Below are 21,499 nucleotides of genomic sequence, written 5' to 3'. Positions count from 1 at the left end.
GTTGATATCGATGACTAACTATGCGTCATCTTTATAGCTTTATGTATAATTATTCAGTAAAAGTTGTGAAATATTTAACATTTTTTGAGTGTTTTATTTTCATCAACTTCACAAGCTATAGCTTATTGTAAAAAAGGTCAAGTTATTAGTGGATCATCACGTGAATATACGATTTACCATTTAATAAGCTAAAATAGTTTAATAATTTCAAATAGATAGAAAATTGATTGTTACAAAAAAGTAACATTTGATTCTGTGGGAGATAAAAAAGACCAGCATAAAATGCTGGTCAAAATAGAAAGATTGGAAGGAATTGTTTTCTTTCTTCACCGATAGCCATCGATATTGCTGATGGCTATTAGGCAATTGAAAGAGAGAAGCATGACTGCTTCGTTAAGCAGAAAGCATCAGTGAATCTGCTTTTGCTTCTAGGTTTGTGCCACCCATTAGGTAATCATCGATAGCACGGGCACATTCGCGGCCTTCATTGATACAACGAACCACCAAAGATTGGCCTGTTCGCATATCACCAGCAGCAAATACGCCTTCTTGGTTAGTAGCAAAATCTTGAGTTGCTACGTTACCGCGATCGTCTAGTGCGATATCCAGTTGAGCAAGTACGCCTGTTGGTTCAGGGTGTAGGAAGCCCATCGCTAGAAATGCCATATCACATGGAATCACACGCTCGCTGCCTTCTACTTCTTTGAAGCTTGGGCGCTCGCCTGGTTTTGCATCTTGCCAAACGATATCAGCAAGACGAAGGCCTGTGACTTCACCTTTGTCATTTCCGATGAACTCTTTGGTCAGGATGTTCCAGTGACGATCGACACCTTCTTCATGAGAGGTCGAAGTACGTAGGATCATTGGGTATTGAGGCCAAGGCATATTGGCTGGGCGCTTCTCTGGTGGAATCGGCATGATTTCCACTTGAGTTACGCTTGCTGCGCCGTGACGGTTTGACGTACCTACACAGTCTGAACCGGTATCGCCACCACCAATGACAACCACATGTTTACCTTTTGCGTGAATCTCTTCCGTTTTCAGGTCCATGTTATTGGCGCGACGGTTGTTTTGACCTAGGAATTCCATCGCGAAGTGAACGCCTTTGAGCTCACGACCCGGAACGGGCAAATCACGTGGAACCGTTGAGCCACCGGTTAGTAGAACCACATCGAACTCTTGACGCAATTGTTGAGCATTTACATCAACACCGACGTGTTGGTTTACTTTAAACTCAATGCCAGCTTCTGCCATTAGATTGATCTTGCGATCAATGACTTCCATGCTCAGTTTAAAGTCTGGGATACCAAAACGTAGTAGACCGCCCACTTTCTCGTCTCGCTCGAATACCGTCACAGTATGACCTGCGCTGTTTAGCTGCTCAGCAGCTGCAAGGCCAGCAGGACCTGAACCAATGATCGCAACGGTTTTGCCAGTGCGAGAGCGTGGTGTTTTTGGTTTGGCGTACCCTTCACGATACGCCGTTTCTACGATGGTTTTTTCGATATTACAGATAGTGATTGGGTCTTGGTTGATACCAAGAACACAAGCACTTTCACATGGAGCAGGGCAAACACGACCAGTAAACTCTGGGAAGTTGTTCGTCGAGCTTAGGATGTTCCAAGCTTCTTCCCATCTATCACGATAAACCGCGTCGTTAAATTCTGGGATGATGTTACCGATAGGGCAGCCGTTATGACAAAACGGCACGCCACAATCCATACAACGAGAAGCTTGAGTATTGATCTTGTCACCAAACTCCTCGTTCAGAACGAACTCTTTGTTGTTCTTGATGCGTTCAGCTGGGTCAATCTTCTGTGGTAGTTCACGACCATGCTCTAAAAATCCAGTAGGCTTACCCATTATACGGCCTCCACTTGAGTTTCGTTTCCTTGAGACAGTGCTTCAGCTTTGCGTTTTTGAAGAACCGCTTTATAGTCACGCGGCATTACCTTAGCCATAGAGGCTAGGCTAGCTTCAAAATTGTCTAGGAAAGACTGAGCGACTTCACTTCCTGTGAATTGAACATGCTTAGTTAGCATGTCGAGTAATAGATCTCTGTCTTCTTGCTCGATTGGATCTAGGTCTACTAGCTCTGGGTTCAGTTTCGACTCAAAGTCACCTGATTTATCCCATACGTATGCCACGCCGCCACTCATACCTGCGGCAAAGTTACGACCTGTTGAACCTAGGATAATTGCTGCACCGCCCGTCATGTATTCACAACCGTGGTCACCGACGCCTTCTACTACTACTTTCGCGCCTGAGTTACGAACACAGAAACGTTCACCAGCCATACCGCGAATGAAAGACTCACCCGAAGTTGCACCGTAGAAACACACGTTACCAACCACGATGTTGTCTTCCGCGACAATACTTGATTTTGCATCTGGGTAAAGTACTAAGGTACCGCCAGATAAGCCTTTACCCCAGTAGTCGTTCGCGTCGCCTTCCACTTCGAACTTCACGCCCTTAGCTAGGAATGCACCGAATGACTGACCCGCAGAACCTTTGAACTTCACGTTCATTGGCTGAGGTAGACCCGCATCTTTGTACACTTTCGAGATTTCGTTCGACAACATGGTACCTGCAGAGCGGTCCGTGTTGACGATAGGGAACTCGGCATTCACCGCTTCGCCTTTCTCTAGTGCAGGAATCGCTGCTTGAATCAGCTTACGGTCTAGCACTTCTTCTAGGTTGTGGTTCTGTTGAGCTTGGTTGAATACACCATCAGCTTCACGTGGTTGCTCAACGTGGAGAACAGGAGACAGATCTAGGTTCTTGTATTTCCAGTGAGAAATGTCTTGGCGGATCTTCAGTTTCTGACCTTGACCGACCATTTCATCGATAGTGCGGAAGCCAAGCTCAGCCATGATTTCACGTAGACCTTGTGCCATGTATTGGAAGAAGGTAACGACGTCTTCTACGCGGCCATCAAAGCGCTCGCGAAGCGTCTTGTTCTGAGTCGCGATACCAACAGGACAAGTGTTCTTATGACACTTACGCATCATGATACAACCTTCAACCACTAATGCTGCGGTTGCTACGCCCCATTCTTCTGCACCAAGTAGTGTTGCCACTGCAAGGTCGCGAGGTGTCTTCATCTGACCATCTGCTTGAACCACGATACGGTTACGTAGACCGTTCTTCAGTAGCGTTTGGTGCGTTTCTGCCAAGCCAAGTTCCCAAGGAAGACCGGTATGGCGGATTGAAGACATTGGTGATGCACCTGTACCGCCGTCGAAACCTGCGATTAGTACAACGTCCGCTTTCGCTTTCGCTACACCAGAAGCGATCGTACCTACGCCTGCTTCTGATACCAGCTTCACGTTTACACGGCCTGCGCGGTTCGCGTTCTTCAAGTCGTAGATAAGCTGAGCCAAATCTTCGATTGAGTAGATATCGTGGTGTGGTGGTGGAGAGATAAGGCCAACGCCCGGAGTCGAGTGACGCGTTGCACCGATCCAGTCATCTACTTTATCGCCTGGTAGCTGACCACCTTCACCTGGCTTCGCACCTTGAGCCATTTTGATTTGCAGCTCTTCAGCGTTAGTTAGGTAGTAAGAGGTTACGCCGAAACGACCTGAAGCCACCTGCTTGATTGCAGAGCGTTCCCAATCGCCGTTCTCTTTGCGCTCGAAACGCATTGGGTCTTCACCACCTTCACCAGAGTTCGATTTCGCGCCAAGACGGTTCATCGCAACAGCTAGTGTGGAGTGTGCTTCGTAAGAAATAGAACCGAATGACATTGCACCGGTCGCGAAGCGTTTCACGATGCTTTCAATTGGCTCGACTTCGTCGATAGAGATAGAACCAGCTGGGTTCTTAATGAACTCAAGTTGGCTACGTAGGGTTACCGCGTTGTCACCTTGCTTATCTACAGCAGTCGCGTATTGCTTGAACTGATCGTAGTTCTTGTTGCGCGTAGACTCTTGCAGTAGAGAAATGGTTTCTGGGTTGAATAGGTGCTTCTCACCACGCTGTTTCCATTGGTAAACACCACCAACATCCAGCATTTGAATTGGGATTTCGCGTTGTGGGTAACCGATGCGGTGACGGATCAGCACTTCTTTGGCGATATCATCAAGGGTAAGACCTTGGATACGAGAAACCGTACCTGTGAAGTATTTGTCGACCACTGACTTGTGGATACCCAACGCTTCGAAGATTTGTGCGCCGTGGTAAGACTGTAGCGTCGAGATACCCATCTTCGAGAAGATCTTCAGAAGACCGCCATTGATCGCTTTACGGTAGTTGTTGAACAGATCACGAGGGTTCGCTTCTGGATCCAACTTCTTCGTACGTTGAAGTTCAATGATGGTTTCAATCACTAGGTAAGGGTTAACCGCATTCGCACCGTAACCAAGTAGCGTTGCAAAGTGGTGCGTTTCACGCGCGTCACCAGTTTCAACCACGATGTCACACTTCGCACGTAGACCTTTACGGATCAAGTGGTGGTGTACTGCGCCAACTGCCAGCATTGCTGGGATCGCCGCGTGGTTTGAATTCACTGCGCGGTCAGTGAGTAGGATGATTGAATAACCATCGATAACCGCGTCTTCTGCGTATTGGCAGATACGTTTTAATGCACGCTCAAGTTTGCCTTGATCTTCACTAGCTTGGAATACGATATCCAACGTTTTCGCTTGTAGGTGCTCGTTATCGATCGCACGCAATTTTTCAAGCTCAGAGTTGGCTAGAACAGGCGATTCCAATTCTACTTTCTGACAGTGAAGTGGTGTTTCAGTCAGAAGGTTTTGGTCTTTACCCAAGTAAGTGTTCAGCGACATAACCATGCGCTCACGGATCGGGTCGATCGGTGGGTTAGTTACTTGTGCAAACAGCTGCTTGAAGTAGTTTGAAAGGTGCTGAGATTGATGAGATAGAACCGCAAGAGGCCAGTCGGCACCCATTGCTGATAATGGTTCTTTCGCGTCATTCGCCATTGGAACGATGATTTCGTTCACTTCTTCAGTGCTTACGCCAAACGCTTGTTGGCGGTGTAGAAGGTGTTCTGGCTTAGGTTGGCTGAACTGGTTGCTCGCATCTGGCAGCTTCTTCAAGCTCAGTAGGTTTTCTTCTACCCACTTCTCGTAAGGCTGTGCCGTTGCGATGGTGTCTTTCACTTCTTCATCAGAGATGATTCGACCTTGTTCTAGGTCTGCAACGAAGATACGACCTGGCTGTAGGCGACCACGGAACTCAACGTTTTCTGGTTCTATATCCACAACACCAGATTCAGATGCCATCACTAGGAAGTTATCTTTGGTCACTGTGTAGCGAGAAGGGCGCAAACCGTTACGGTCTAGTGTCGCACCAACTTGAACACCATCAGTAAAACATACGGAAGCCGGGCCATCCCATGGTTCCATGATGTTCGCATGGTACTGATAGAACGCGCGACGTTTAGGATCCATGTTTTTGTTTTCTTGCCATGCTTCAGGAATCATCATCATCAATGCGTGTGGCAGGCTGCGACCAGACAGAACTAGGAGCTCAAGTGCCATGTCAAAGTTAGATGAATCCGAGCTGCCTTCCTGACAGATTGGAAGAAGCATGTCGATTTCAGCCTGAGTGAACAGGTCTGATTCTAGGATTGCTTCACGGGCTTTCATCCAGTTCAAGTTACCGCGAACTGTATTGATTTCGCCGTTGTGGGCAATGTAACGGAAAGGCTGTGCAAGACGCCATTTCGGGAAGGTGTTGGTAGAGAAACGAGAGTGTACCAGTGCCAGTGCAGTCACCATGGTCGGGTTTTGCAGATCGAGGAAGTACTGAGGTACTTGCTCAGTCGTTAACTGACCTTTGTACACTAATGTCTTGTAAGACATGGAGTTAATGTAGAAGTCGTCACCAATGTTCGAAACGCTTTCTAGGCAAACGCGTACGGTGTAATTACGAAGTACGTACAGTTTGCGTTCTAGCTCTTCAGGCGTGATGCCAGGGCCGCCGGAGATAAACACGTGCTCAAATTGAGGCTCTGTGCTTAGAGGGTCGGCACCAATCATGGAGTTGTCGGTTGGTAATACGCGGTAGCCGATAACTTCAAGGTCTAGACGCTGTGCGTTGCGTTCTAGAATGTCACGGCATTGTTCGCGTTTGTATTCGTCTTTCGGGAAAAGAACGACACCAACACCATACTTTTCAAACGAAGGCAGTTTAATGCCTAGCTTAACGGCTTCTTCTAATAGGAATTCATGAGGTTTTTGTAGCAAGATACCCGCACCGTCACCGCTGCATGGGTCACAACCTTGACCACCACGGTGTTCCATGCGAGCCAGCATATCCAATGCTTGAGTCACTACTTCATGAGATTTACGGTTTTTAAGGTGAGCAACAAAACCGATACCACAAGCGTCATGCTCCAGTTCCGGAGTGTACAGACCCTGTGGATTTTGCTCTCTATCTACCATAGATACATCCTTCCAGTTCAATGTCGACGCAAAAGTACCGGGCTGCAAATACTACCTAGACTATTGATTACGTCTTGTCCTTTATATTTATTATCGCCACCGATCTAGGTTGACCGGTCTTGATTCCTTTCCGTATCTCGCAGGAAAAGTTTTGCGAGAAAAACAATCCTTGGTGGTATCCCTTTATTTATTATCACTATCTAGTGATTTATATAGGTAGGAGTGGGATAACACCGACAAATCCCGCAGTGTGCTTTGTAATAAAAGTCACAAAAATAACGGGGTTGTGTAAGTATCCTACAATTTTGTCACTTCAGAATGCAATGAAAAAGTCGGCGTTGTGACCCAATTTTTTCGTTTAATTATGCATTTTTAGTTTAACATTTACGCAACATGAACGATTTTTGTCTTTAATTATGCAAGTTTATTGATTTTGACCCGCATGATGGGTGTTTGAATTGATTAATATTGTGTGTTTTTTCTTGCAGGGATGTAATTTATTTACACAGATCGTAGTGAGATTGATTACGATTTATTGTTGGTGAGAATTTATGCAGTTACATGAGTTGGTCAATACAATCGGCCAAGATCTTCAGCGTCGATACGGTGAAAAGGTTCATAAGTTAACATTGCACGGTGGATTTAGTTGCCCTAACCGCGATGGCACGATTGGGCGGGGAGGATGTACATTTTGCAATGTGGCTTCGTTTGCAGATGAAGAAGTCCAGATAAAAAGCATTCACGAACAGTTAAAAGATCGCGCAGGTGAAATTCACAGAGCGAAGAAATATCTCGCTTATTTTCAGGCCTACACCAGTACCTATGCCGAGGTACAAGTTCTCAAAAACATGTATGAGGAAGCACTAAAGGCTGCAGACATGGTTGGTCTTTGTGTGGGGACGCGTCCTGATTGCGTCCCTGATGCGGTATTGGATTTACTGTCGGGCTATGTACAGCAAGGTTATGAAATTTGGCTAGAACTAGGTCTTCAAACCGCCAACAATGACACCCTAAAACGTATCAATCGTGGTCATGACTTTGAGTGTTATGCCGAAATCACTAAGCGTGCGCGAACACTTGGAATCAAGGTTTGTACTCACTTAATTGTGGGTTTACCCAAAGAAACCCGCGCCGAAAATATTGAAACGCTGCAAAAAGTGTTGGCCGTGGGAACGGATGGCATCAAGTTACATGGCTTGCATATTGTCGAAGGTAGCACCATGGCGAAAGCTTGGCGTGCTGGAAAGCTAGAAGCCCCTGAATTAGAAGAATATGTTGCGATCGCCAGTGAAATGATTCGTATGACACCACCAGATGTGATTTATCATCGCGTTTCATCAGCAGTCAGGAGGCCCACGTTATTATCGCCTCTGTGGTGTGAAAACCGTTGGCTAGCGATGACGGAAATTGGTCGAGATCTCAGTGCTCATGGTGCTCAAGGGAGTCTTACTGGGAATACCTTTATCTATACTAAACCGGAATTAATAGCAGATCGCTCAATAAATAACTGATATATTTTAACCAGTGTTCTTTGAAGGTTTAAACGATGGATCAGTTACTCAATTGGCTTTGGGGTGGTCAAGGCGGTTATGGCTATGTCGTCTTGTTATTAATCGCAGGCGTGTGCGCGTTAGCACTGATCTATTTGCACTTTCAGACGTCACTTAAGCAACTAGTAACGGATTCTCCCTATCCAGTCATAGTGGTGGACACTAGCCATGCTCAGCTCTTGCTATCTAACCAGGCTGCGATGCAGTTATTAGGCATTCGCTCTTTGGGAACGGGGTATTTGTATCCTGCTTTATTCGATATTCATGAGCTTGAGCAGTTTCTCGATCGCTTCTCTAGTCGTCATTTTCGTCAGCAGGCTTTTGACTGGCGACTATCTGATAGTGAATCTATTAAAGTGGAGCTGTCAGGCAGAAAGAGTTTATTGCGCAATCATCGAGTTTGGATTCTTTATGCTCAGCCATATCAAGCCACTCACCAAGAGCAGCAACAAGAACTTGCCCAATTAATCATCGCACGTTCGGCATTAGACTCACTTTCAGAGCTGATTTGTACCCAAGACCGCCAAGGCAATCTATTAACGACCAATCGAGCATTTGATCAATTCTGGCAAGGGCGAAAGGAAGAAGCTTGCGCATCCAAGGCCTTGGGTGAGATGACCAGAAAAAGCGAACGTAAATGGACAACGGATCCACAAGGTCGAAGTTGCTTATTGGAAGTCAATCAAAACTCTCTTGTTTCGCCGAGTGGTGAGCTTATCGGTACGCTGTCTATTAGTCATGACGTGACTGAATGGCACAAGATGCAACAGAATCTGCGAGATGAAATGGAGCGTCGCAAAGATACTGAGGTGGCGCTAGCGCAAAGAGATACTATCTTACAAACGATTCTGGATGCCAGTCCGGACTCCATTGGTATTTTCAATGAGAACATGGTCTATCAAGCGTGTAATCAGCCTTTTGTTAAGGCGTTAGGCATTTCAAAAATTTCTGATTTGATAGGTAAGCGCCTCCAAGACGTGATTCCTAAAGAGATGTACGCGCGCTTAGCAGACAGTGACTTAGAAGCATTACGCCAGTTAGAGCCAGTTCGATACATAGATAAAGTCGTGAGTAGTGATGGTAAAAGTACGTGGTTTGATGTGGTGAAATCGCCTTTTAAAGATAAAGCATCAGGAACGAATGGTGTGCTGATCATGGCGCGTGATATTTCTGAGCGTTATCTTGCAGAACAAAAGTTGGAAAAAGCCAACCTAGAGTTAGAAAAATTGAGCTTTATGGATAGCTTAACTCAAGTATCGAACCGACGCCGTTTCGACGAACAACTGCAGGTATTGTGGTACCACCACGCTCGAGAAAAGCTGCCGCTCACCATCATGTTATGTGACATCGACTTTTTCAAAGATTACAACGACTGTTACGGTCACCAACAAGGTGATGAAGCGTTAGTCAGTGTCGCTACCGTGTTTACACAAGTCATCAATCGTTCTTCGGATTGTGTTGCGCGTTATGGTGGCGAGGAGTTTGGTTTTATCTTGCCGAATACCACCACGGAAGGTGCGCGCAACGTAGCACAGCGTATTCATGAGAAAATTCTACAGCTTGATATGGAACACGACAGTTCAGAAGCATCTGAACGCCTTACCGTCAGTATCGGTCTGGTCTCTTACATTCCTCAGCATGGTGATGAACCCGAAATGGGCATCGCTATGGCTGACAGTGCGTTATACCAAGCTAAAGCTGATGGACGTAATCGCACCTGTATTCACCCCAGTTCTTGCTAACGCTTTGTGACCGCTTGCTCTAAGTTGATAGCTGATTGTTTAAATCACCGTATTAAACACGTTAAACTTACAGAAGCCTGTGCGCTCGTCGGTTTATCTTTCTATCTCGTGTCACAAGCGCAGATCGCACCGTGTGTTTTTCACTAATCAAACAGACCTAAATTGCGTTAGGTCGAGTGCATTTACCTGTTTTTCATCATCGAATGGCGCTATCTAGCCACCACCATGGAGTAGTTAATGAAACCCATGAAAAACCTCGCCCAGTATTATGTCGACTTGCTAGTCAAACTGGGGATTGTTCGCTTCTCTATTTTGCTAGCCCTTGCGCTGGTGGCATTAGCTGTTGTGGTGCAGGTAGGGATTACTTTAGCTCTCAAAGGGCGAGTAGATGATATCGATATTGTCCGTTCGGTGTTTTTTGGTCTATTGATCACCCCTTGGGCGGTTTATTTCCTCTCTGTGGTTGTCGATCAACTAGAAGAGTCTCGCCAGCGTTTAACTAAGCTGGTGTCCAAACTGAAGGACATGCGTTCGCGAGATCAAGAGCTGAATTACCAACTTCAACAAAACATTGAAAAGCTTAACCAAGAAATTGAAGAGCGTATTAAAGCGGAAGAAGCACGTGAAGAGGCGATGCAAGACCTCGAAAATGAGGTGTTCCAACGCGAACGTACTCAATTAGAGTTGGCAGAACGTACCGCATTACTGCGTTCATTTATTGATGCCTCACCAGACTTAATTTACTACCGCAATGCGGATGGTGTTTTCTCTGGCTGTAACCGCGCGATGGAAGAGCTAACGGGCAAGAAAGAGCACCAGTTAGTCGGATTAAGCCCTTGGGATGTGTATAGCAAAGAAATCGCCGAGCATATCGTTGATACTGACCAAAAGGTTTTTGCCGATAATCAAGCAATTACTTACGAGCAATGGCTCGAATACCCAGATGGTCGCAAGCATTACTTTGAGCTGCGTAAAGTGCCATTTTACAGCAAAGATGGCCGCCACCTTGGTCTCGTTGGGTTCGGTCGTGATATCACTGAACGTAAGCGCCATGAAGAGTCGTTAGAGAAAGCAAGCCGCGACAAAACTACCTTCATCTCAACCATCAGTCATGAGCTGCGAACGCCGCTGAATGGCATTGTAGGCTTAAGTCGTATGCTTCTAGATAGTCCGTTGACAGAAGAGCAGCGTAAACACATGCAGACCATCAATGTGAGTGCGATTACTCTAGGTAACATCTTCAACGATATTATCGATATGGATAAATTTGATCGCCGTAAGTTAGAACTATTACCTGCGCCACTTAACTTCGAAGACTTCGTCGCAGAGATTGAGAGTATCTCAGCTCTGATGGCGGAACAAAAAGGGTTACGCTTTGATTTAGAACGTTTAAGCGACTTGCCAAAAGCAATTGAAGTGGATGCAACCCGTCTACGTCAGGTGATTTGGAACTTGGTCAGCAACGCAATGAAGTTCACCAAGGAAGGTGGCGTTGTGATGACAGTGAGCGCGGATGTCGAAGACGATTTTGCGACCATTATTATGGAAGTGGAAGACACAGGTATTGGTATCCCAGACGAAGAGCTAGATAAGATCTTTGCGATGTACTACCAAGTGAAATCAGGCAAGGACAACCTGCATGCGGTCGGTACAGGTATTGGTTTGGCGGTATCTAAGCAACTGATCAATATGATGGATGGTGACATTACGGTTACCAGTGAGGAAGGCTTTGGTAGCACTTTTACTGTATCGATCCACGTTCCGATTGTTGAACTAGCTGAGCCAGTCATTGATGCGAAACGCGACAATGTGCGCCTCAACATATTTATGGTCGAAGACATCGAGCTTAACGTAACTGTGGCTAAATCGTTACTAGAGAGCCTAGGGCACTCTGTCACCGTGGCAATGACGGGCCAAGAAGCGTTAGTGAACTTTGTGCCAGAAAAATACGACTTAGCGTTGTTGGATATCCAACTGCCTGATATGACGGGCTTTGATGTCGCCAATTATTACCGCAAGCATTATAACAATCTTCCTCCATTGGTCGCCTTAACTGCTAATGTAATGAAAGATCGTCGTGAATACTTAGATAACGGCATGGATGATGCGATCAGTAAGCCGCTGGCAGTGAATGCTATTCAGTCAGTGATTGATAAATTCTTCGCTCACCAGTTAGAACAACCTAAGGAAGTGGTGAGCGGTCCCGAAGCAGTGGAAGAGCCAGTCCCTTCTCCTGTGATTGAGACACATTTGCTCGATATGGATATGTTAGAGTCTTACGTCGACATTGTTGGTGCAAAACCTGTCTACGACAGCATAAAAATGTTTGAAGATATGATGCCAGACTATATTGATGTCTTAGATTCGAACATGACAGCGAAAGATCAAGATGGGATTGTTTCTGAAGCGCATAAAATCAAAGGTGCTGCAGGTTCAATTGGCCTGAAACGTATCCAAAGTGTGGCGCAAAAAGCGCAATCGCCTGATATGCCAGCATGGTGGGAAAACATTTCAGACTGGGTTGAAGAGATCAAAAATGAATACCAAAACGATATTCAAGTCCTCAAAAGTTGGTTGGAACAAAGGAAATAACATGAAAAGAATCGCACCATTGGCATTAGCCATGGCATTGATGGCAGGCTGTAGTTCCGTTCCAAATGTGAATTGGCAACAAAACAGTCAGATTACGATTAATGAGGTTAATGTTGAGCTCAAAAGTAATTTATGGGTGAACCTCATGCCGAATATTGGGGACGTGGAAGAGCAAAGTATTCAAGGTGCACTTTACCTCGAAGGAGATCAGTTACTTCCTGCAAATCTAACGGCAGAAGCTCTTATTATTAAACAGGGGCAAAAAGAGTGGTTGGTGGACAGTGCGTCTTTAGATACTCGAACGCACAGTGAAAGCCGATGGGAGGTGGCGTTCTCGTCTCACATTGATGTGAACACAGAAAAATCGGTTGATATCGCAGTGCTTCTAGACGATGCGGGTAAACAGCGTTGGTTAGTCGAAAAGTACGTGAAGATTAACAAGGTTTATTAACCGCAATGATGTTGCATTAGTCGTTAGACCTAAAACAAAAAGGGCTTGCTCAATGAGCAAGCCCTTCGCATATTAGCGGTTAAATCTAGTCTTCTAGATCGCCACAGAAGCGGTAACCTTCGCCGTGGATAGTGGCGATGATTTCTGGCGTGCCTGAAACAGACTCAAAGTGCTTACGGATACGACGAATCGTTACGTCTACAGTACGGTCGTGTGGCTTAAGTTCACGACCAGTCATCTTCTTAAGAAGATCTGCACGAGTTTGAATCTTACCCGGGTTCTCACAGAAGTGCAGTAGTGCGCGGAACTCAGAGCGAGGTAGCTTGTAGCTATCACCAGCAGGGCTTACTAGAGAGCGGCTGTTGATGTCTAGTACCCAACCGTTGAATTCATACTTTTCTACCGAGCGCTTCTCTTCTTGCACCGCGTTAGAGCTCATTGAGCGACTAAGTAGGTTACGTGCACGAATAGTTAGCTCACGTGGATTGAATGGTTTAGTGATGTAGTCATCTGCACCAATCTCAAGACCTAGGATCTTGTCTACTTCATTGTCACGGCCTGTCAGGAACATTAAAGCAATGTTCGCTTGCTCGCGTAGTTCACGCGCGAGTAGAAGGCCATTCTTGCCTGGAAGATTAATGTCCATAATAACCAAGTTGACTGAGTTATCAGACAACACTTGGTGCATCTCTTCACCGTCACTGGCTTCAAAAACAGCGTATCCCTCTGCTTCAAAAATACTCTTAAGAGTGTTACGAGTTACTTGCTCATCTTCAACGATAAGAATCTGCGGGGTTTGCATTGGCGGTACCTAAATTTGTGACAAAATTGTGCTAATAGAATAAATTCTAGGCAAAAATATAACATACAGGTAATGTGATTTTGATAATAAATCAAGTTGATCAAAAAAACACTTCTTTCAGTTATCCGCCCTCCATGGAATTTTGCCAACTCACCAGTATCCAATGGCGACGTTTATTCTAAAGGGCTTGTTTACCTTTCATTTCCTGCTTTCAGTGGGGCCTGAAACGTAAACACCCTAAGATATTGAGCGGATTTTATATTGTTAACAGCATGCTAACAATGCTCAAATGTTAATTCCATTCAGTTTGTTGATTTATATCAATTGATGAAATGTAACTGTTATTAATCGTTTAAGACTTATGATAGAAAAAAGTAATACGAACATAGACGCATCGTTATGGAATGCTTATTCAGAATCTTTTTTCAGATTCGAAGCCGAGTGGCGTGTTTCAAACTATGCTGTGATAACCGCTTGGAACCCATACAGTAACTTGAGGTCCAAAGAAGATAACAGCATAAACAATCACGCGTTAGAAAAACAGCTACAGCACGTTAATTACGCGCCTGTCACGGTAGGTGATAGCGCTTTTACATGGTATGAGGAAAGCTTTGCTGTCGAGTTGTCGCCAGAGGTAGCCGTTGAATTGGCGAATGACTTTCAACAAAACGCGATTTATTACGTCATTAATGACCAGCTTTATCTAATTGCGTGCTCGCAGCCGAAAGTTTTGCATATGTTAGGCTCCATTAAGCCTCGGCTCGTATAAAAGGTATAGAAAAGGATACTGCTCACTGAAGCAACGCTTGGGTGAGAAAATTCACGGAGGAAATATGAGAGACATTACACCCGATATTTGTGACCAATTTGAAGACCAAGTGAGCTTGCTTACTTTACCATTGCAGAACTTTGGTCAACGTAGCGCTTTTTACGGTGAAATCGTTACGGTGCGCTGCTATCACGATAACTCGAAAGTGCGTGAAGTACTGGGCGAAGATGGAACGGGTAAAGTATTGATTGTTGACGGACATGGATCGTGTCAGAGAGCATTACTCGGCGATCAATTAGCGATACTCGGAATAGAAAATGGGTGGGAAGGCATCATTGTCTATGGTGCAATACGCGATGTAGCACAAATATCTCAAATGGACATTGGCGTTCAAGCTCTTGGCACCAACCCGTTTAAAACAGAGAAACGCGGGATAGGAGAGGTAAACGTAACCTTAACGATGCAAAACCAAATCGTTCAACCTAAGCACTACGTTTACGCGGACTGGAACGGTGTATTGATTTCTAAGCAAAAGCTGGACTTCTAAAAACGAAAGCCTAAACCAACCTCAAAGCCTTGTTGCCAATCTTGGTAATCAAGAGTCGCGTGAAGATCCAGTTTATCGGTAATTTTTACGCGACTTGAGACTTCAGCCGCGAGGCTACTGTCGTCTTGGCGAATACCTTCCACTGTTTCGTTCTTGTAAGAGCGAACTGTACTTTTCAGCGTGACACGATCATTAAAGTGATAGCTGATCCCGCTCAAAAAACCACTTTGATTTTGGGTAGGAGAGTTATTGACTCGCGCACCGACATAAACGTCTACCGAATCAAAAAGCTCGTAAGCGTAGCCCGTATCGATATTCCAAACATCAAAACTGTCAGACTGATAACTGTCGCTGGAAATGAATAGCTTATGAGGAGAAGGGGATGTTTTACCTGGAAGCGGCGGAAGTTCGTTTGCTAGACAAACACCAGGCACAAAAAACAGCAACAGAAAAAGCCATCTTTTCATGTTCACCACTCCTTGTGTCAACTTTTTTATTAGTATGCGCCCAAAGCTTCTCACTATTAAAGCATAGAATATGAAAGCTAGCTCACCTATTTTCTAAATAATTCGATCCTATGAACATAAGTCACAGTTAAGTTGTTGTTATGTGTCACAACCCTCTCGAATTATTTGATCGTACGTTTTATGGCAAAGATTAGACTAGTTATTAGATAAAAAACCGAACTGGTGATGATAGTTAAGTCCTTTACAAAAACTAACTGTAGATTTTCAAATGATCAATAATGTGTAATTAACTATAAATATCAATGACATTGCTTAGCAGAAATCTCTGAAAGATGGAAAAACAAACAATTTTTTGTTGACTATGTATCAGAAACTCGGTAAACGTAGAGTTAAGCAAACACAATTAACGTTGAATATTTATTTATGCCATCTAACAGCCTAGTAGTAATGACCACGACCATTATTATTACCGACACGACACATGTTGGGGCAGGCTGCTGAGCGAAAGAAATTCACAAAAAAGGCCTGTATCCAACAAGATACAGGCCTTTTTTTATGCTTTTTTATCCAGAATTTAGACAAATTTAAGAAGATATACCGGAGGAAGGGATGCGAGTATTGAAGTTTGGCGGATCATCACTAGCTGATGCAGATCGCTTTTTGAGAGCGGCAGACATTATTGCCAATAACGCTCAACAAGAAGAAGTAGCGGTTGTTCTTTCCGCTCCTGGTAAAACAACAAACAAATTGGTTGCGGTCATTGAAGGCGCATTGCGCAATGGTGAAGCAGAACTACAAATCAAAGAGTTGGAGGAGTCGTTTAAAACGCTCTTCACTCAAATCCAAGCAGTACTACCCAATATCGATGGTTCAGCTTTCGATAACCAAGTGAAAACTTCTCTCTCTCAATTACGCCAATTCGTTCATGGCATCAATCTTCTTGGCATGTGCCCAAACAATGTTAATGCACGTATTATTAGCAAAGGCGAACGCGTTTCGATTCAATTGATGAAAGCGGTGCTAGAAGCCAAAGGCCAGCCAGCACATCTTATCGACCCAGTTGAATACCTATACGCAAAAGGTGATCACCTTGAAGCCATGGTTGATGTAGACGTTTCAACGCAAAACTTCCGCCAAAACCCTCTTCCTCTGGGCCATGTGAATATCATGCCTGGCTTTACCGCAGGTAACGAGAAAGGTGAATTGGTAACACTTGGTCGCAATGGCTCTGATTATTCGGCGGCGGTTCTTGCGGCGTGTCTGCGCGCAGATTGTTGTGAGATCTGGACTGACGTAGATGGTGTATACAACTGCGACCCTCGTTTAGTGGAAGATGCTCGCTTACTTAAATCTCTTAGCTACCAAGAAGCAATGGAGCTTTCTTACTTCGGTGCTTCCGTTTTGCATCCGAAGACCATTGCTCCTATCGCGCAGTTCCACATCCCATGTCTGATCAAAAACAGCTTTAACCCACAAGGTGCAGGAACTCTGATTGGGCAAGACACTGGTGAAGACAATCTGGCGATCAAAGGTATCACGACGCTAAACGACCTAACCATGGTTAACGTCTCCGGCCCAGGTATGAAGGGTATGGTTGGCATGGCAAGCCGCGTATTTGGCGCAATGTCTTCCGCTGGTGTGTCTATTGTTCTTATTACTCAGTCTTCTTCTGAGTACAGCATTAGCTTCTGTATTGAGGCAGAAGATAAAGCAAAAGCGCAACAAGTACTGGCCGATGCGTTTGAGTTGGAACTGAAAGATAGCTTATTAGAGCCGGTCGAGTTTATTGATAATGTTTCAATCATAACGTTGGTTGGTGACGGCATGCGTACATCGCGCGGTGTTGCATCTCGCTTCTTCTCATCTCTTGCTGAAGTGAACGTAAACATTGTAGCCATCGCACAGGGCTCATCTGAGCGTGCTATCTCAGCCGTGATTCCTGAAGATAAAATCTCTGAAGCGATCAAAGCGTGTCACGAAAACCTATTCAACTCTAAGCACTTCTTAGACGTATTCGTGGTTGGTATTGGTGGCGTTGGTGGTGAGCTGGTGGATCAGATCGAGCGTCAACAGGCGAAGCTTGCGGAAAAAGGCATCGTGATCCGCGTGTGTGGCTTGGCAAACAGCAAAGGTCTTCTGCTTGATAGTGAAGGTCTTCCACTCGATCATTGGCGTGATCGTATGTCGGCAGCGACAGAAGAGTTCAGCCTAGCGCGTTTGATTTCTTTGGTTCAACGTAACCACATCATCAACCCAGTATTGGTTGACTGTACATCAAGTGAAGATATCGCGAATCAATACGCTGATTTCTTAGCTGCTGGTTTCCATGTCGTTACACCAAATAAAAAAGCAAACACAGCAAGCATGGCTTACTACCATCAGCTTCGCGATGTTGCGCGCAGCTCTCGTCGCAAGCTGATGTACGAAACAACTGTGGGGGCGGGTCTACCGGTAATCGAAAACCTGCAAAACCTAATCTCAGCGGGTGATGAGCTAGAGCGCTTTAGCGGTATTCTTTCTGGCTCTCTGTCATACATCTTCGGTAAGTTAGATGAAGGTATGAGCCTAAGTGAAGCAACTAATATCGCAAAAGAAAATGGTTTTACTGAACCGGATCCTCGTGATGATCTTTCTGGTATGGATGTCGCGCGTAAGCTTCTGATCCTAGCTCGTGAAGCAGGCATGTCTCTAGAACTAGAAGACGTTGTGGTTGATCAAGCACTGCCACCAGGTTTTGATGATTCTGGTAGCGTTGATGAATTTATGGCGCGTTTACCTGAAGCAGACGCCTACTTTAAAGAATTATCTGCAAAGGCAGCGGAAGAGGGCAAAGTACTGCGCTACGTTGGTGAAATTAATGAGGGCAAGTGCACAGTAAGCATCGCAGCGGTGGATGAAAACGATCCAATGTATAAAATCAAGGACGGTGAAAACGCACTGGCATTTTACAGCCGTTACTATCAGCCAATCCCACTAGTGTTACGTGGCTATGGTGCAGGCACCGAAGTAACGGCTGCGGGTGTATTTTCTGACGTGATGCGTACTTTAGGTTGGAAACTAGGGGTATAACAATAATGAGTTCAAGTGATATGGATGTAGTGGTTTATGCCCCAGCATCAATTGGTAATGTAAGCGTTGGCTTTGATGTGCTGGGGGCTGCCGTGTCTCCAGTGGATGGCACACTATTGGGTGACCGTGTATTGGTGAAATCTGGGGCTGATCCGTTCAGCCTTAAAACGGCGGGTGATTTTGTTGAGAAATTGCCAACTGAACCAAAAGAGAACATCGTCTACGACTGTTGGCTCGTGTTTGCTCGTGAGTTAGACAAAAAAGGCGTTGAGCTAAAACCACTTGAGATGACGCTAGAAAAGAACATGCCAATTGGCTCTGGTTTAGGCTCAAGTGCATGTTCTATCGTCGCTGCATTAGATGCATTGAACCGATTCCATGGACAGCCACTTAACGAGACAGAATTATTGGCGCTGATGGGAGAGATGGAAGGCAAGATCTCTGGTGGTATTCACTACGACAACGTTGCGCCATGTTACCTTGGTGGTGTGCAACTGATGCTTGAAGAGTTGGGTATCATCAGTCAAGAAGTGCCTTGCTTTGATGATTGGTACTGGGTGATGGCGTATCCGGGTATCAAGGTATCAACGGCGGAAGCGCGTGAGATCCTACCATCTCAATACCGCCGACAAGATATCATCGCTCATGGTCGCCACCTTGCGGGCTTTATTCATGCGTGTCATTCTGGTCAGCCAGAACTTGCTGCAAAAATGATCAAAGACGTGATCGCAGAACCGTATCGTGAGAAACTGCTTCCAGGTTTTGCGAATGCACGTCAATACGCAGCGTCTGCGGGTGCATTGGCAACCGGTATTTCTGGCAGTGGTCCGACACTGTTCAGTATTTGCAAAGAGAAAGATGTCGCTGAGCGAGTTGCTCGCTGGTTAGAACAAAACTACGTACAAAACGAAGAAGGATTCGTCCACGTTTGTCGTCTAGATAAGCAGGGTTCGAAAGTAACAGGAAGTGAGCTATGAAGCTTTACAATATAAAAGAAAATGATGAACAAGTTTCCTTTGGCCAAGCCGTTCGCCAAGGGTTAGGTCGCAATCAAGGCCTATTTTTCCCATCGGAATTACCAAAATTTGAAGATATCGATGCGCTGCTTGCAGAAGACTTTGTCTCTCGTAGCACTAAGATTCTATCGGCGTTAATTGGAGATGAACTTGCAGAAGAGCAGGTGAATGCTCTTGTTGATGCTGCATTCCAATTCCCTGCGCCAATTAATCAGGTCAAAGACGGTGTTTACGCTCTGGAACTGTTCCATGGTCCAACGCTTGCATTTAAAGATTTTGGTGGTCGCTTTATGGCGCAATCTCTTGCAGCCGTTTCGGACGGTGGCAAGATCACCATTCTGACTGCAACTTCTGGCGATACTGGCGCAGCCGTTGCGCATGCTTTCTACGGTATGGAAGACATCAACGTTGTGATTCTTTATCCAAAAGGCAAGATCAGCCCACTGCAAGAGAAGCTATTCTGTACGCTTGGTAAAAACATTCACACTGTCGCGATCGATGGAGACTTCGATGCGTGTCAGGCACTGGTTAAGCAAGCTTTTGATGATTCTGCACTGCGTGAAGAGATCGGTCTGAACTCTGCAAACTCAATCAACATCAGCCGTTTGATGGCGCAAATCTGTTACTACTTTGAAGCAGCTGCGCAAATGAGCAAACAAGAGCGTGAAAACCTTGTTGTGTCTGTACCAAGTGGTAACTTTGGTAACCTAACTGCTGGTCTATTGGCAAAAGCGTTGGGCTTGCCTATCAAACGCTTTATCGCTGCAACTAATGCCAATGACACGGTTCCTCGCTACCTAGAAACAGGTAAGTGGGAGCCAAAACCAACAGTCGCAACAACATCGAACGCGATGGACGTGAGCCAACCAAACAATTGGCCTCGTATTGAAGAGCTGTGCCGCGTGAAAGAGTGGGGCTTGGAGACGTTAGGTAAAGGCGCAGTATCTGATGAGCAAAGCGCACAGTCAGTGAAAGATTTACATGCTCTAGGCTACCTATGCGAACCGCATGGTGCGATTGCTTACCGAGTGCTTGAAGAACAATTGCAAGACGGTGAAACCGGTCTGTTCCTATGTACTGCTCACCCTGCGAAGTTCAAAGAAGTGGTGGATGATATTCTAGAATCCGATATCGACCTTCCTGCGCCACTAGCGAAGCACGCTGCGATGGAGCTGCTATCGGAAGAGCTCGACGCAGACTTTGACGCATTGAAACAAGTACTGCGCCGCGTGCAGTAAGCTTCAAAGTATAGTAAGTATCAAAAACAGAAATAACGAGAGGTGAATGAGTAATCATTCACCTTTTTTATTGTCGGTAAGTTGTGACTCTCTTTATGATTGAGAAACGAACTTAACTAAATGAGATAGAAAGAGAAGCATGCATTTTTTGATTTTTCTTGGCTCAGTGAGAAACAGCACGCCACCACGACCAGCCCGTTTAGGAATGCGAGTCAGTAAAGCGTGTGAAAAACTCATCGCGAGTCAACATTCGCAACATATGGTCGAAATCATCGACCCTTTGAATTACGACTTTGGCGATGTGTTTAAGCCCGAGTTTGCTTATCACCGCTCTAAAGTTCCGCAGCACCTAAGTGAGCTGGCAGACAAAATCAAACATGCGGATGGGTATGTGATGGTTAGCCCGGAATATAACCATTCGATGAGTCCTGCTTTGGCGAACATGCTTAACCATTTCGGCAGTTCGCTGTTTTCTTACAAGCCGAGTGCTATCGTGACCTATTCTGCCGGACAATGGGGTGGTGTTAGAGCTGCCGTTTCTATGCGTACCTTCTTATCTGAACTTGGATGTTTACCTGTCTCTGCGATGATCCACATTCCGAAAGCGCAAGAAGTGTTTGATGAACAGGGCGTTGCTGAGGATGAGTCGGAGCAGACGCAGTGGGACAACTATATGAATCGCACTATGCATCAATTGATTTGGTGGGCAGAAGGGGCGTCACTGCAAAGAGATAGGCGTGATCCAACCTCTTTAGCGCAAGCGTTTCAGAAAGATCCTTCGCAAAGAAATGCACCTTAGAGGCGAGTTGCTTTCCATTATAGAAAGGGTTTAGAAGGATTCTG

General features: G+C 45.4%; 15 protein-coding genes and 1 other annotated feature. Of the genes, 11 read left to right on the top strand and 4 right to left on the bottom strand.

The annotated features are described in order from the left end of the window. Positions 1-393: 393 nt before the first annotated feature. A complete protein-coding gene (locus tag R7Z50_RS16600; protein WP_318149160.1) occupies positions 394-1,863 on the bottom strand; it encodes a glutamate synthase subunit beta in 1,470 nt (489 codons plus the stop codon). Continuing rightward, entirely contained in the window at positions 1,863-6,413 is a 4,551-nt protein-coding gene (gene gltB, locus R7Z50_RS16595; RefSeq protein ID WP_158159561.1) for a glutamate synthase large subunit, read from the bottom strand. Before gltB ends, R7Z50_RS16600 begins: the two co-directional genes overlap by 1 nt. Positions 6,414-6,964: 551 nt before the next feature. On the opposite strand from gltB, the gene R7Z50_RS16590 reads away from it, so the two are divergent. The 4 genes from R7Z50_RS16590 to R7Z50_RS16575 all read left to right on the top strand — a co-directional run bounded on the left by R7Z50_RS16590 (position 6,965) and on the right by R7Z50_RS16575 (position 12,748). Further along, a complete protein-coding gene (locus R7Z50_RS16590) occupies positions 6,965-7,924 on the top strand; it encodes a TIGR01212 family radical SAM protein (protein ID WP_062730740.1) in 960 nt (319 codons plus the stop codon). Positions 7,925-7,959: 35 nt separating this feature from the next. Further along, positions 7,960-9,705 (top strand): diguanylate cyclase domain-containing protein, encoded by a 1,746-nt coding sequence (locus R7Z50_RS16585; protein ID WP_318149159.1) that lies wholly within the window; start codon positions 7,960-7,962, stop codon positions 9,703-9,705. Positions 9,706-9,942: 237 nt separating this feature from the next. Beyond that, entirely contained in the window at positions 9,943-12,297 is a 2,355-nt protein-coding gene (gene arcB / locus R7Z50_RS16580) for an aerobic respiration two-component sensor histidine kinase ArcB (RefSeq protein WP_213906556.1), read from the top strand. 1 nt (position 12,298) lies between these two features. Further along, positions 12,299-12,748, top strand: coding sequence for a hypothetical protein (locus R7Z50_RS16575; protein WP_005381825.1), 450 nt, complete (start codon positions 12,299-12,301; stop codon positions 12,746-12,748). A gap of 85 nt (positions 12,749-12,833) precedes the next feature. Here R7Z50_RS16575 and arcA read toward each other — a convergent pair whose 3' ends face one another. Further along, a complete protein-coding gene (arcA, locus tag R7Z50_RS16570) occupies positions 12,834-13,550 on the bottom strand; it encodes a two-component system response regulator ArcA (RefSeq protein ID WP_005381824.1) in 717 nt (238 codons plus the stop codon). 361 nt (positions 13,551-13,911) lie between these two features. On the opposite strand from arcA, the gene R7Z50_RS16565 reads away from it, so the two are divergent. Both R7Z50_RS16565 and R7Z50_RS16560 read left to right on the top strand, forming a co-directional pair. Then, positions 13,912-14,319: a DUF3293 domain-containing protein gene (locus tag R7Z50_RS16565; RefSeq protein ID WP_065274186.1), complete on the top strand. Its 408-nt coding sequence runs from the start codon at positions 13,912-13,914 to the stop codon at positions 14,317-14,319. 64 nt (positions 14,320-14,383) lie between these two features. Beyond that, a complete protein-coding gene (locus R7Z50_RS16560) occupies positions 14,384-14,866 on the top strand; it encodes a putative 4-hydroxy-4-methyl-2-oxoglutarate aldolase (RefSeq protein ID WP_005381822.1) in 483 nt (160 codons plus the stop codon). Here R7Z50_RS16560 and R7Z50_RS16555 read toward each other — a convergent pair. Continuing rightward, positions 14,863-15,333: a ribonuclease regulator gene (locus R7Z50_RS16555; protein ID WP_065274187.1), complete on the bottom strand. Its 471-nt coding sequence runs from the start codon at positions 15,331-15,333 to the stop codon at positions 14,863-14,865. The genes R7Z50_RS16560 and R7Z50_RS16555 overlap by 4 nt on opposite strands. A 423-nt stretch (positions 15,334-15,756) precedes the next feature. Here R7Z50_RS16555 and thrL point away from each other — a divergent pair, with 423 nt between their 5' ends. The 5 genes from thrL to R7Z50_RS16530 all read left to right on the top strand — a co-directional run bounded on the left by thrL (position 15,757) and on the right by R7Z50_RS16530 (position 21,455). After that, positions 15,757-15,834, top strand: a complete 78-nt coding sequence (thrL, locus tag R7Z50_RS16550) for a thr operon leader peptide (protein WP_074192076.1) — start codon at positions 15,757-15,759, stop codon at positions 15,832-15,834. Next, positions 15,770-15,889 (top strand) — a sequence feature (Thr leader region). (Overlaps the previous gene by 65 nt.) Positions 15,890-15,942: 53 nt before the next feature. Beyond that, the gene (gene thrA / locus R7Z50_RS16545; protein ID WP_065274188.1) at positions 15,943-18,402 is read left to right on the top strand and encodes a bifunctional aspartate kinase/homoserine dehydrogenase I; all 2,460 of its coding nucleotides are present in this window, start codon (positions 15,943-15,945) and stop codon (positions 18,400-18,402) included. A 20-nt stretch (positions 18,403-18,422) separates the two neighbouring features. After that, entirely contained in the window at positions 18,423-19,379 is a 957-nt protein-coding gene (thrB, locus tag R7Z50_RS16540) for a homoserine kinase (protein ID WP_017635074.1), read from the top strand. Then, the gene (gene thrC / locus R7Z50_RS16535) at positions 19,376-20,656 is read left to right on the top strand and encodes a threonine synthase (RefSeq protein ID WP_033906104.1); all 1,281 of its coding nucleotides are present in this window, start codon (positions 19,376-19,378) and stop codon (positions 20,654-20,656) included. The genes thrB and thrC overlap by 4 nt, the downstream gene beginning before the upstream one ends. Positions 20,657-20,795: 139 nt before the next feature. After that, positions 20,796-21,455 (top strand): NADPH-dependent FMN reductase, encoded by a 660-nt coding sequence (locus R7Z50_RS16530; protein ID WP_065274189.1) that lies wholly within the window; start codon positions 20,796-20,798, stop codon positions 21,453-21,455. The last annotated feature ends 44 nt before the right edge of the window (positions 21,456-21,499 follow it).

The sequence above is a fragment of the Vibrio sp. 1249-1 genome (genome assembly GCF_033340495.1).
The sequence above is the reverse complement of the archived record's forward strand: the minus strand, read 5'-3'. Positions and strand labels throughout refer to the sequence as shown.